This window comes from Actinoplanes subtropicus (assembly GCF_000721705.1).
Lineage (GTDB): Bacteria > Actinomycetota > Actinomycetes > Mycobacteriales > Micromonosporaceae > Actinoplanes > Actinoplanes subtropicus.
Genome location: NZ_JOJL01000075.1, coordinates 1 through 12,172 on the forward strand (window position 1 = coordinate 1; position 12,172 = coordinate 12,172).

Below are 12,172 nucleotides of genomic sequence, written 5' to 3' on the forward strand. Positions count from 1 at the left end.
GCAAGAACACCAACGTACCCACACCAGCCGCTACCAGCACCAATACGACCTCGCGGCCTAACCAAGACCAAGAAAGTCACTCAGAGAGAAACGCACCCCTAGGCATGCCGGCCGGAACCGCCCGGCGGTTGCTGAGCCAGGCCAGGGCGGCATTGCGTGACGCACCGGGGGTGTCCGCGCTTCTGAAGGAACGCAACAGCGCGAAGGAGAGACACCGATGACCGACGAGCTCGATCTGGTCGGTGAGTTGGGCAGCGCAGAACCACTGCGCCCGGAGGCGTATCAGCGGGCGCGGGCGGTGCTGCGGGCGGCGATGGCCGACCCCGGAACCGTGCGGTTGCTGGGCGCGATATCAGCGGAGGACACGACTGTGGAGACGACTTCGACCATGGAAACGACAACGACCGCGCGAAAGCACGAAGTCAGCCCGGCGATTCAGCGCCGCCGCGGGATCGGTATCGCGGGCCGGTTCGGCATCGGCGCCGGGGTGGGGGTTGCCGCCGCGGCGGCGGTCGTCGCCGTGGTCCTCAACTCCTCGGCGCCCGGGAGCACGGTGGCCGGCAAGGATTCTTCGGCCGCCACCGTCGCGCCGGCCACCGTCGACGGGGCCGCCGACCGTGCGCCGCTGATGACTCTCGCCGGGTCCATCAAGACGATCACCCCGGCGACGGGCGACGCCTGGCTGGTGAAGGCGACTCAGGTCAACGGCACCAAGACCATGCAGGTCGTCTACACGCTGTACACCGACGGTCACGCGATCTACACGGGCAACAGCGTGCAGGACATCAAGCGTGCGATCACCCGCCACCAGGACCAGATGAAGGCCGGCGGCTACGCTCCGCTCCTCAAAGCCGCCGTCGCCGCGGCGGACAGCAGCCCAGCCGACGGCCGGACCCAGATGCTCAAGGCGGCCAATGACCGACTGGTCGGCCTCAACCCCGCGGCACAGAAGGCGGAGTGGGACAGGGAGCAGGCGGCCGCCCAGGTGATCATCAAGGAGAAGGGCGGCACCGCCAAGCCGAAGCCGTACAGCCCTCAGGCCGTTCAGCAGCACTTCGACAACGCCCTGTGGACGTACAGCATCGAAGCGCTGTCCGCCGGCGACGGCAACACGCAGGTCCGCTCGGGTGTGCTGCGTCTGCTGTCCACCATCTCCGCGGTCGGCGTCAAGAACTCGACGACCAATGGCAAGGCCACGCTGACGATCACCGCCGGCCCCGAGGTGTTCGGCGGCCAGGGCGGCGAGGTGCTGACCATCGACGCCAAGACCGGCATGCTGGTCAAGGACGTGTCCACCGTGCCGGGCCTCCCCCAGGCCTCGACGACGTACGAATCCTCCCGGGTGACGACGGCCCACCTGTAGGTCACCAACCCCACCCACCAGCATTCCGACAGTCGGGCCTAACCGCCCGGCGCTCGATGACGGTGCGGGCTGCCTCCCCGGCGGCCCGCACCGTGCCGCGGTGGTGCGGTGCGCCGCTGGTGAGCCGGCGCAGCGACGCCCCGGAGTGGCGGCGCCGGGCCGCCGGCCGGGTGTCGGCCGGTGTGGCGGATGGTTCGGTGCGGTGTGGCCATGGGTGGTGCAGGCAGTCCGGGTCACACCATAGGGTGCGGTAGCCGCGCCGCTGCAGTTCGGCGTTGGCGAAGGCCATCCAGGCCGGCGGCTCGTACTGCGAGCCGATGTTGGAGGTCATCACGACCACGGTGTTGCGGAAGTCGACGGTGCGGCCTTGGGCGTCGGTGAGCCGGCCGTCGTCGAGCAGCTGCAACAGGCCGGCGCAGCCGGCGGTCGGCCTGGTCGAGTTCGGCGGGCTGGGAGTCGATCTCGGTACGCAGCATCGCGCAGGCTTCGTCGACCAGGTCGATGGCCTTGTCCGGCAGGAACCGGTCGGAGATGTAGCGGTGCGACAGCGTCACCGCTGCCACGAGGGCCGCGTCCTGGATCCGGACGCCGTGGAACACTTCCAGCCGTTCCCGCAGGCCCCGCAGAATGCTGACGGCGTCCTCCACGCTGGGCTCGTCGACCACGACGGGCTGGAAGCGGCGCTCGAGGGCGGCGTCCTTCTCGATGTGCTTGCGGTACTCGTCCAGCGTGGTGGCGCCGATCATGTGCAGCTCGCCGCGGGCCAGCATCGGTTTGAGCATGTTGCCGGCGTCCATCGCGCCTTCCGAGCCGCCGCCGGCGCCGACGACGGTGTACAGCTCGTCGACGAACAGCAGGATCCGCCCTTCCGCCACCTTCACCTCGCTCAGGACGGCTTTGAGGCGTTCCTCGAACTCGCCGCGGTACTTCGCCCCGGCAACCAGCGAGCCCATGTCCAAGGCGAAGACGGTCTTGTCGCGCAGTCCTTCGGGGACGTCGCCGTGGGCGATGCGCTGCGCCAATCCTTCGACGATGGCGGTCTTGCCGACGCCGGGGTCGCCGATGAGCACCGGGTTGTTCTTCGTCTTGCGGGACAGGATCTGCACCACCCGGCGGATCTCGGTGTCCCGCCCGATCACCGGGTCCAGTTTGCCGGCGCGCGCGTCGGCGACCAGGTCCCGGCCGTACTTGTCCAGGGCTTCGTAGGCGACCTCCGGGTTGGCGGAGGTGACCCGCTGGTTGCCGCGGATGCCGATCAACGCCGACAGGAGCCGGTCGCGGGTCAGGCCATGCTCGTGCAGTATCCGCCCGGTCGCCGTCTGCGGGCCTTCCTCGGCCAGCGCGAGCAGCAGGTGCTCGACGGAGACGTACTCGTCCTTGAGCCGTTTCGTTTCGCGTTCTGCGGTGTCCAGCAGCCGCGACAGGCGCTGGGTGACGAATACCTGCCCGGGCTGCGCGCCCGGCCCGGACACCCGCGGCCGGCGCCCCAGCTCGGCGTCCACGCTGCCGCGTACGGCGTCCGGGTCGGTGCCGGCCTCGGTCAGCAGGCGAGCGGTGAGGCCGTCGGGTTGGTCGAGCAGGGCGAGCAGCAGGTGCTCGCCGTCGACCTCGACGTGCCCGAACCGCACGGCTTTGGTCTGCGCCTCGTGCAGCGCTTCCTGCGATTTCTGGGTCAAACGGTTGGCGTCCATCAGCTGATCACCTCCGATGTCCGGCTCGGGCGGCCACGGCGTCCGTGCGCAGCGCCGCCTCCAACTCCCGGATGCGGTCCAGCAGGTCGAGCACCACCCCCACCGCGGCGTAGTTCAGGCCCAGGCCCGCGCGCAGCCGCACGATGCGCGCCGCGCGGGCCAACTGCGCCGCTGGTAGCAGCATCCCGGCTGGGCCGCGGACAGTGTCGAGCAGCCCGAGCCTGACCAGCCGGGCCACCATGTGGGGATCCAGGCCGGCCGCGGCCGCGAATTGCGGCAGCGTCAACGCCGGCACCGGCGCCCGCCGGGCCAGCACGTAGCGGGTCATGGCCGGCCTCCTGCTGCCCGAGCGCCGGTGCCGCGCGGGTCGAAGCCGGAGGTCTGCGCGAGGCGGTGCCAAAGCTCCCGTTCGGCCGGTGCGGGCTGGGCCGGGACGACGATCTTCACGTCGGCGTACAGGTCACCGGCCGGCCCTTGGTCGATCTGCGGCACTCCGCGCGGCGCGGGCGGGATGTTCTCGAGCCGTAGCCGCCCGAGGACTCGGTTGTCCGCGGCCTTCTCCCGTTCACCCTGCAGCACCACGACGTCAACGGCGGGCTGGTTGTCCTCGGCGGTGGTGAACGTCTCGGACCGGCGGGTGGGGATGGTGGTGTTGCGCTCGATCAGCTTGGTCATCAGGCCGCCGAGGGTCTCCACCCCGAGCGACAGCGGCGTGACATCCAGCAGCAGGACGTCCTTGACCTCGCCCTGCAGCGGCGGCCTGCACGGCGGCACCCAGCGCGACGACCTCGTCGGGATTGACCGACATGTTCGGCTCCTTGCCGCCGGTCAGCCGCTTGACCAGCGCCTGCACGGCCGGAATGCGGGTGGAGCCGCCGACCAGGATCACCTCGTCGAGGTCATTCTCGCTGATCTTCGCGTAGGCGAGGGCCTGCCGCACCGGCCGCATGCAGCGCTCCACCAGGTCGGCCGTCAGCTGGTCGAACGTCGCACGGGTGATCGTGGTGATCAGATGCTTGGGCCCGGACGCGTCGGCGGTGATGAACGGCAGGTTCAGCTGCGTCTGCGTCACGAGGACAGCTCCGTCTTGGCCTTCTCCGCCGCCTCGTACAGCCGCTGCAGCGCCTGCGGGTCGGTACGCAGATCGATGCCGTTGTCCCGCTGAAACTCTTGCGCAAGATGGTCCACCAGACGCCGGTCGAAGTCGTCGCCGCCCAGGTGCGTGTCGCCGGCAGTCGAGCGCACTTCGACCACGCCATCACCGACGTCGAGGATGCTGACGTCGAAGGTGCCGCCGCCGAGGTCGAACACCAGGACGGTCTCGTGGCCCTTCTTGTCCAGCCCGTAGGCCAGGGCCGCGGCGGTGGGCTCCTTGATGATGCGTAGCACGTTGAGGCCGGCGATGCGGCCGGCGGCCTTGGTGGCCTGCCGCTGCGCGTCGTTGAAGTACGCCGGCACGGTGATCACCGCGTCGGTGACCTTTTCCCCCAGGCGCTTGGACGCGTCGTCGACCAGCTTGCGCAGCACCTGCGCGCCGATCTCCTCCGGCGCGTACTGCTTGCCGCGCACGCCGAACCGCACAGCCCCTTCCGGGCCGGTGGTCACGTCGTACGAAACCTGGTTTGCCTCGGTCTTGATCTCCTCGTGGCGGCGGCCGATGAACCGCTTCGCCGACGAGATCGTCCCCTTCGGGTTCAGCACCCCCTGCCGACGGGCCAGCTGCCCGACCAGCCGCTCGCCGCTGTCGGTGAACGCCACCACCGACGGCGTCCCGGCCGCCCTCGGCGTTCGCGATAACCTGCGGGTGGGCGCCCTCGTAGACGGCCACGACGGAGTTGGTGGTGCCCAAGTCGATACCTACGGCGCGTCCCATGGTGACCCTCCCTCATACTGGCGGGAATCGCCGAAGCTCTCCTCTTCCACCAATAAAACTTGAGCCCAGTACTGTCAACTCTTTGCCTGTGGTATAGGTCACATGGCAAACGGCTGGCACTTTCCAGTCGACGAGCGCTAATTCATGAGTTAGCGCACCTGATCCGGTTGCGCGGGCCGGGCGGATACCGCCTAAGGCCCCATCGCACAGAGACTGCGCCCGCGGGGCACTTGCTCCCCGCGGGCGCAGCTGTCCTTGAGCTTGGCGCGCAGTGCCGACACTTGTGCCTCCAAGGCCAGGATCCGGCGGATCGCGGTCAGGTTGGCTCCTTCGGCGGCCAGGGTGGCCGCGCGGCGTACCAGCGTGACGTCACGGGGACTGTACAACCGCATACCTCCGGCGGTGCGCGCCGGCTGCAACAGCCCGGCCCGCTCGTAACCGCGCAGCGTATACGCGCCGAGGCCGGTCAGCTCGGTGACCACCGAGATCGGATACAGGCCCTGCGTCTCCCGCTGGGGGTCTCGCGCCGCGCCGCCGCCGGCAATCGCAGTTTTGTTGGAGAACCGACTTGACGCTGCCATGACTTCGTTGTATCGGTAGAAACAAGTTGAGTCAACACCGCTCAACTACCGGGAGAACCCGGAACCCCAAGTCCTTCGGTGAAGGAGCACCCGAGGAGGAGATGACCATGCTGATGCGTACCGACCCGTTCCGCGACATCGACCGCGTCTTCGAGCAGCTCACCGGCACCGCCGGACGGCCCGCGGTGATGCACGTCGACGCCGAACGCGACGGCGACTGGTTCAACGTCTACTTCGATCTGCCCGGCGTCGACCCCGACTCCATCGAGCTGACCGTCGAGCGCAACGTCCTGCAGGTCAAGGCCCAGCGCCAGCGCACACAGAAGGACGGCGTCGAGACCGTGATCAGCGAACGGCCGATGGGCGTGTTCAGCCGACAGCTGTTCCTGGCCGACACCCTCGACACCGACAAGCTAGAAGCCACGTACGACAACGGCGTCCTCGAGCTGCGCATCCCGGTGGCCGAGAAGGCCAAGCCCCGCAAGATCAGCATCGGGTCCGGCAATTCCGGCCGCAAGCAGATCAACGCTTGACCTGCCGCCCGCGGCGGACATCGTGCCGCCCGCACTGACCTTTCTCCCGGTCACCTCCGAAGCGGCCCGGCACCCTCACCCGGGTGCCGGGCCGTGACCGGCCGCCATGACGCAGCGCCCGGCGGACAACCTCGCAGGGCGCTCTTTGGACAAATCTGTGGAGGAAGCGATGACACTTCCGGTTCTTCGATCGAACTCGTCGTCTCCCGCGCCGGTGTATGAGCCGCTGCGCGAGTTCGCCCAGCTACAACGGCGGATGACCGACCTGCTGTCGACCGTCCTGGACGGCAGCCCGCTCCTGGGCACCGGCACCGGCTGGACCCCGCTGGCCGATGTCACCGAGACCGACGACGCCTACCTGGTCGAGATCGACCTGCCCGGCGTGGACCGTAAGAATCTGAGCGTCGAGGTCGCCGGTGATCAGCTGCGCGTCTCCGGCGAGATCGTCGAGAAGGAAAAGGTCGGCTGGCTGCGGCACCGCACCCGCCGCGTCGGCCAGTTCCAGTACCAGACGTTGCTGCCCGGTGGTATCGACGCCGAGCACATCACCGCCGACCTGGCCGACGGCGTGCTGTCCGTACGGGTGCCCAAGACCGAGGCGGCCAAACCGCACCGGATCACCGTCAACGCCGGCTGATCCCCACCTACACACCCAAGACGACCGGCTGAGTCGCCTGTTAGAAGAGCAGATCCCCGACTATGCCGCCCCTTGCACGCCCCACCGCACCCGCGCAGCGGGCCGTGGCCCCCCGCTGGTCTCCCGCGCTGCTGCTCGCCGTCTGCGGGGCCGTCATCGGCGCCCTACTCGGTATGGCCGCGCACGCGCTCACCGGCGCCCTCCGCGACTTCGCCTCCATCGGCGGCCTGCGTGCCGACAGCTACGAGGTCCTCGTCCACGACAACCACGCCGAGCACGTCGCTCAGTTGCTGGCCGTACCCGGCAATCCCGCCCGCAGCTGAGACTGACCACCCCGCCGTCCGGCCAACTCGCGCTGTCGGAGATGGTCGATGTAGCCGCGCGGAGAGTAAGACTGCAGCGGGCCGTTCGCCTGCGTTGATGTCATCGACGTATTTTGGCGAGGCGTTGTGGGGTTCTTGCCGGACCAGCCGTGGGTGAGTGCCGCCACCGTCCCCGAAAGGGATGGCGGCGGCCGCCGGAACGGGGCTACGGGCCGACGCTCACCAGGGGCGGTAGGGCAGACCGTTCCACAGCGCCCCAACCGACTCGTGACCGACCGAGAGCCCGGCAGCGTCGGCCAGCGCCGGGCCGGCGGCGACCGCGACGAGGGCGAAGACCCCGGCGGCGATAACGATGATCCGCTTGCTCATGATTCTCCTTCGCATTGATCGAAACATGAGCATCATGGCCTGGGGTAACGAGCCGCCGCCAATGCCTATCTTCGGTGGGCTCATGCCCCATGGGCATCGCTGCCGGTCCACGTCTGGTCGCGCGACTCGGGTCCTGAGTCTCGGTAAACGTCCGCCGGTAGGCGGTCGGCGTCGTCATGAGCCGCCGGGTGAAATGGGCCCGCAGCGCGGCCGCGTTGCCGAACCCGCTCTGCCGGGCCACTTGCTCCACCGAGCGGTCGGTGGTCTCGAGCATCGACTGGGCCGCCCGCAGCCGCTGCTCGAGCAGCCACTGGGCCGGCGTCACCCCGGTCTCGGACAGGAATTTGCGGGCGAACGTGCGGCGGGACATCGCGGCCCGGTCGGCCAAGTTGTCGACCGTGATGGGGCGGTCGAGGTGTTCCAGCGCCCAGGTGCGGGCCGGCTCGGTCGTCCCGGCCGGCGACGCGGGCCGCACGGGTAGCGGGATGAATTGGCCTGGCCGCCCTCACGGTGCGGGGCGATCACGGTCCACTGCGCGATGTCGGCGGCGGCAGCAGCCCCGTAGTCGCGCCGGACGATGTGCAGGCACAAATCCAGCCCGGCCGCCACGCCGGCGCTGCTCAGGATCGAGCCCTCGTCGACGTACAGCTCTACTGGCTCAACAAGCTGAAAAGTCCACGCCAGGCGGCGAACGACTTCGCGGAAGAGCTGGTCGCCCTGGGGGCGAACGGGGAAAGCGCACGCTTCGTCAGCAGCGGCGTCGGTGACGATTTCGACCTGACCAAGCCGCTGGGGGCCAATGCCGGACCCATGGGCGACACCGGTAGCGACACGGGCGCCGGACCCGACATCGCGCCGCCGCCCCCCGCTCCGAAGGCCCCGGCAGAAGGCGCGAAGGGAGGCTCGGACGAGGGCTACAACTGCGCGTGCGGTGGCGGCGGCGAGTTCGAGGGCGGCGAGACCCGAGGCGAGGACGAGTGGATCGACCCGACCGACCTCATACCATTCTGATTCTGGCCTCCCGCTGAAAGGTGCACGATGTCGCACTACGGACTCTTCCTCTGCCTGCCCCCGTGGGCCGGAAAGAACTGGCGTGAGGCGGCCGACTTGGCGATGGAACCCTTCCGGATCGACGACGAGACCGGGCGCGGGGAATGTGACTATTGGCACTCGTCCGGTGGCTTCTGGGTCCGGCCGGAGTGCGTGGACGACCCGCTGATCGTGCCGAGCAGCACCGAATGGCCGGGCGACCCGTTGCGGTGCGACGGCGGTCCGAAACGCACGCTGGATCTGGCCGGCATGCGTTCGGCCGCCGTCGCGACCGGCCGGGAGGTGTGGGCGGCGTGGCAGGACGCGGTGCGCCGCCACCCGCCGGCGCTGCCATTCGATCGGCTCCGCCCGCGCTACTCCGACCCGGCGGCCGCGTGGGACGCCTTTCAAGCCCAGCCGCTCGTGCGCGAGTTCGATGCCCGGCACGCCGACGAGGCGACCTGTTCCACACCGTGTGGCCCGACCCCTCCTCGGACGTGGTCGCGTGGTTCGGTGACGACGAGGAGCGCTTCCTCGATCGCGAGGGCCGAGTGGGCCGTGACGACATACGCCTTCATCAGCACCGACGGCCGCTGGTTCGACGCCGAGACGACGCCGGGCTACCGGTCACTCCTGCGGACCTATCTCGACGACCTGCCGGACGAGGCGTTCCTCATCGCACTTGATTGCCACAGCTGACGTCGGAACTTCGGGCCGACGTTCGTACTGCGGTATTTTCGTCTGCTGGCAGCTACGGCGAGGGAAGATGTAGGCGGGCGACCGGTGGAGGGGCGTAGCGTCGCGGGGTGACTTCCTCGCGCGCCCCGATCGTCGCTCCTCGGAGGATCTGGGCTCGGTGTTGCGGCCTTGCTGATGATCGGCCCGCACGGAAACGCGAGCGAACCAACCCTTTCTACCCGAGGAGCCACCACACCCACACCGACCGGCCCACCCAGGTCCGAACTCGCCCCAACTCAGACGGCGAGACAATCCGACACTGCTCAAACCACATCAAACAACCACGGAACGACCCCTGGGTATAACGCCCTCATGCAGGCAAGTGCACCGTCCGGCCCGCGCGTTTGCTACCCAGCGTGAGGCTGGCGCAGGCTGCGGCCCGAGTGGTGGATGAGGGGGTGCGACGGCGCCGGTGGGGGGTTACTCGGCTGATCGCCATGGTGGGTCCGATGTGCCGCGTGGTGAGGTTCGACGAGGTCGAGGTGCCCTGCGCTGCTGTGGGCTGGTGTGTTCGCTCGATCTGGCGGAGGAATCGCGGTGGCCGATGTCGTGTGCGTTCGGGCGGCTAGTGCTCTTCCTCGACTGGTTCTGCCCGGGCGACGGTCCTCCCTTGGCGTACCTGTTCATGTCCGCCCATGCATGCCCGGGGAGGGGATCCCGGCGGTGGGCTTGCCCCGTGTCTCGATCGAGGTCAAGCAGGGTTTCCGTCTGTTCCGAGAGCAGGTGTTGTGCGAACCGCTGACCGACGCGGTCGACCGTAACGGATCGTGCACAGAAGTTGGGGTCAAGGGGACTAAGCCGCCCGTATCGGCCACTTGCCATAGCACCCTGTAGCAATCGACCTTGCACTATATGTAAAGGATCTTGGTGGGCCGCCGGGGACTCGAACCCCGAACCTAAGGATTAAAAGTCCTCAGCTCTGCCATTGAGCTAGCGGCCCGCGTCAGACAGGATACCGGACCGTAGCAGAGCCGCCCGTCCGCTGGTTGCTCTTGCCGTCACGGGATAGGCTGCGCACCGTTTCTGCAGCTCAGGTCTCATTTGTGCTTAGCAGATGGAGCGGGCGTGTGGTGGCGATACACGAGAAAACTACCCCCTGTACACCCGAGCTCCGGGGGGTTTCGACCGAGTTCCTCCGTCGCTCTGTGTAACTGAATCCGCGGTTTTTCTCGCTCGAGGTGGCGACAGGTTGCCAACATGCGAGCGCCCCAGGAGCGCCTCAGATCCATAATGGACAGTTCGCGGCTCCGTTTGCGCAGGTGGGGGAGCTGTTTCATGTTCGGAATATTGAAAGGCTGAGGGCTTTTAATCCTTGGGTTCCGGGTTCGAGTCCCGGGCGGCCCACCGACCGCACCATTGTGCGAACCGTCGGCTGTTCATCGACGATGCCCTCATCCGGGTCGGGTGAGGGCATCGTCGTCTCGGTGGGGATCTTGAAGACGGGGACGGCTCCTTGCGGGGTGAGCCGGACTTCGTGGATGAGAGTTTCGATCGCGGCCTTGCGTTCGGTGGTGGTCCCGCTGTTCATGATCTCGGTCAGGTGTTCGCGGATGCGCGCGATCGTGCCCGGTGGCGGTGGGGCTGGCCGGCGGTCGAGTTCGTCGGTGAGTTGGGCGTGTCGGGTCTGTAGCTGAGTGAGCCGGTGCCGCAGTTCGCGGATCCGGGGTCCGGCGACGGCGTCGTCCATGGTGCCGTTCTCGAACGCGCCGTGGTACCGGTTGATCGCGGCCTCGGTGGTGGTGATTTGGGTGGTGAGGGCGGCGAGTTCTGTTGCGCCGTCACCGGTCGCGGCGTGGTGGTTGGCCTGGGCACGGTTGATCATGTCGGTGAGGACCGGGTCGGTGTTGGCGTAGAAGTCGTTGAGGGCGTGCAGGACGAGTTCGTCGATTTCGTCGGCGCGTAGCCGTGGGGCGTGACAGGTGCTCGCTTTGCCGTACCGGGTTTGGGTGTAGCAGGTGTAGTAGCGGTAGCGGCGGGTTCGGCCGTTGGCGGAGGTGCCGAGGTAGCGCTGTCCGCAGTCGGGGCAGGTGATCAGGCCGGTGAGGTAGTAGTCGGAGTCGCTCATCGCTCTCTGGGTTTGGTTGTCGCCGCGGGCGGCGGCGATGTCGCGGGCGCGGCGGAAGGTGCCTTCGTCGATCAGGGGTTCGTGGGCGTCGGGGACGTAGATGTCGCGGTAGGCGATGGCGCCGATGTAGGCGGGGTTGTCGAGGATCCGGTTGATGGTGTGCCCGGACCAGGTCTTCCCGATCCGGGAGACGACGCCGCGCTCGTTGAGGACGGTGGCGATGGCACGGGTGCCGAGGCGTTGGCGGGTGTAGAGGTGGAAGATCTCCCGGAGGGTGGGTGCCTCGTCGGGGTGTGGGGTCAGGACGTGGGTGTCGGGGTCGACGAGGTAGCCGTAGGGCCGGGTGCCGCCGGCCCATTTCCCTTTGGCGGCTTTCGCGGTCATGCCGCTTTTCACCCGGTCGATGATGATGTTGCGTTCGAACTCGGCGAAGACGGCTAGGAGTTGGAGCATCATCCGGCCGAAGGGTCCGCCGGTGTCGATGGGTTCGGTGGCGGAGGTGAAGCGCACGTTGGCGTTCTCGAGGGCGGTGATGAGGTCGAGCATGTCGGCGACGCTGCGGCTGAATCGGTCGACGCGGTAGACGATCAGGACGTCGTAGAGTCCGGCGTTGGCCGCGTCGAGGGCTCTCTGCAGGCCCGGCCGGGCGGTGGTGGCACCGGAGGCGTCGTCTTCGTATTCCGCGACGACGATCCAGCCGGGCTGAGCGTGGATGTACTTGTTGAGGGCGGCGCGTTGCGCGTCCAGGGAGAACGGCTGGTGTTCGTCGTCGGTTGAGCGCCGCACGTAGATCGCGACCCGGACCGGCCTGCCGGCTTCGGGCGGCGGCGTGGTGGGGGTGTGGGGGCGGCGTCCCCGGCGTTTCGGCGCGGGGGTGCGTTTCTCTCTGAGTGACTTTCTTGGTCTTGGTTAGGCCGCGAGGTCGTATTGGTGCTGGTAGCGGCTGGTGTGGGTACGTTGGTGTTCTTGC

Annotated in this window: 11 protein-coding genes, 2 tRNA genes and 4 pseudogenes; 8 read left to right on the forward strand and 9 right to left on the reverse strand. The window is 68.3% G+C overall.

Translation table 11 applies throughout. The features are described 5' to 3' along the window. Positions 1-217: 217 nt before the first annotated feature. Positions 218-1,363, forward strand: coding sequence for a hypothetical protein (locus tag IH26_RS0151255; RefSeq protein WP_030443608.1), 1,146 nt, complete (start codon positions 218-220; stop codon positions 1,361-1,363). A 1-nt stretch (position 1,364) separates the two neighbouring features. On the opposite strand, the gene IH26_RS64865 is transcribed toward IH26_RS0151255, so the two are convergent. The 5 genes and pseudogenes from IH26_RS64865 to IH26_RS55110 all read right to left on the reverse strand — a co-directional run bounded on the left by IH26_RS64865 (position 1,365) and on the right by IH26_RS55110 (position 5,508). After that, positions 1,365-1,769, reverse strand: coding sequence for an AAA family ATPase (locus tag IH26_RS64865; RefSeq protein WP_169789950.1), 405 nt, complete (start codon positions 1,767-1,769; stop codon positions 1,365-1,367). Positions 1,770-1,773: 4 nt separating this feature from the next. Then, positions 1,774-3,054: pseudogene (locus IH26_RS0151260) on the reverse strand (Clp protease N-terminal domain-containing protein); the annotation flags it as partial. A gap of 7 nt (positions 3,055-3,061) precedes the next feature. Further along, positions 3,062-3,382 carry a chaperone modulator CbpM gene (locus IH26_RS0151265; protein WP_030443610.1) on the reverse strand — a complete coding sequence of 107 codons (321 nt, stop codon included), beginning with the start codon at positions 3,380-3,382 and terminating at the stop codon, positions 3,062-3,064. Between the two features lie 149 nt (positions 3,383-3,531). Next, positions 3,532-4,927, reverse strand: a pseudogene (gene dnaK / locus IH26_RS55105) (molecular chaperone DnaK); the annotation flags it as partial. 191 nt (positions 4,928-5,118) lie between these two features. Then, entirely contained in the window at positions 5,119-5,508 is a 390-nt protein-coding gene (locus tag IH26_RS55110) for a MerR family transcriptional regulator (protein ID WP_084599861.1), read from the reverse strand. A 107-nt stretch (positions 5,509-5,615) separates the two neighbouring features. On the opposite strand from IH26_RS55110, the gene IH26_RS0151280 reads away from it, so the two are divergent. From IH26_RS0151280 to IH26_RS62475, 3 genes are all read left to right on the forward strand, one after another. Next, complete coding sequence (locus tag IH26_RS0151280; RefSeq protein ID WP_030443612.1) at positions 5,616-6,041, forward strand: Hsp20/alpha crystallin family protein; 426 nt, start codon at positions 5,616-5,618, stop codon at positions 6,039-6,041. Positions 6,042-6,210: 169 nt separating this feature from the next. Beyond that, positions 6,211-6,678, forward strand: coding sequence for an Hsp20/alpha crystallin family protein (locus IH26_RS0151285; protein ID WP_030443613.1), 468 nt, complete (start codon positions 6,211-6,213; stop codon positions 6,676-6,678). 104 nt (positions 6,679-6,782) lie between these two features. After that, positions 6,783-7,001, forward strand: coding sequence for a hypothetical protein (locus IH26_RS62475; protein WP_211268927.1), 219 nt, complete (start codon positions 6,783-6,785; stop codon positions 6,999-7,001). Positions 7,002-7,220: 219 nt separating this feature from the next. On the opposite strand, the gene IH26_RS63720 is transcribed toward IH26_RS62475, so the two are convergent. Both IH26_RS63720 and IH26_RS64870 read right to left on the reverse strand, forming a co-directional pair. Then, a complete protein-coding gene (locus IH26_RS63720; protein WP_245666059.1) occupies positions 7,221-7,370 on the reverse strand; it encodes a hypothetical protein in 150 nt (49 codons plus the stop codon). Positions 7,371-7,533: 163 nt separating this feature from the next. Continuing rightward, positions 7,534-7,845: pseudogene (locus IH26_RS64870) on the reverse strand (helix-turn-helix domain-containing protein); the annotation flags it as partial. Positions 7,846-7,880: 35 nt separating this feature from the next. Between IH26_RS64870 and IH26_RS62485 the strand changes: the two are divergent. Together IH26_RS62485 and IH26_RS0151305 are read left to right on the forward strand one after the other, a co-directional pair. Continuing rightward, positions 7,881-8,381 carry a hypothetical protein gene (locus tag IH26_RS62485; protein WP_030443614.1) on the forward strand — a complete coding sequence of 167 codons (501 nt, stop codon included), beginning with the start codon at positions 7,881-7,883 and terminating at the stop codon, positions 8,379-8,381. A gap of 27 nt (positions 8,382-8,408) precedes the next feature. Continuing rightward, on the forward strand, positions 8,409-9,098 hold the full coding sequence (locus IH26_RS0151305; protein WP_030443615.1) for a hypothetical protein: 690 nt from the start codon (positions 8,409-8,411) through the stop codon (positions 9,096-9,098). Positions 9,099-10,002: 904 nt separating this feature from the next. Here the strand turns inward: IH26_RS0151305 and IH26_RS0151310 are convergent. Next, positions 10,003-10,077 (reverse strand) — tRNA-Lys (locus tag IH26_RS0151310). Between the two features lie 323 nt (positions 10,078-10,400). On the opposite strand from IH26_RS0151310, the gene IH26_RS0151315 reads away from it, so the two are divergent. Both IH26_RS0151315 and IH26_RS63725 read left to right on the forward strand, forming a co-directional pair. Beyond that, positions 10,401-10,481: transfer RNA gene (locus IH26_RS0151315), tRNA-Lys, on the forward strand. A 298-nt stretch (positions 10,482-10,779) separates the two neighbouring features. Continuing rightward, complete coding sequence (locus IH26_RS63725) at positions 10,780-11,040, forward strand: hypothetical protein (protein WP_030443616.1); 261 nt, start codon at positions 10,780-10,782, stop codon at positions 11,038-11,040. A 15-nt stretch (positions 11,041-11,055) separates the two neighbouring features. Here IH26_RS63725 and IH26_RS63730 read toward each other — a convergent pair. Continuing rightward, positions 11,056-11,988 (reverse strand): annotated as a pseudogene (locus IH26_RS63730) (recombinase family protein); the annotation flags it as partial. Positions 11,989-12,172 lie beyond the last annotated feature (184 nt).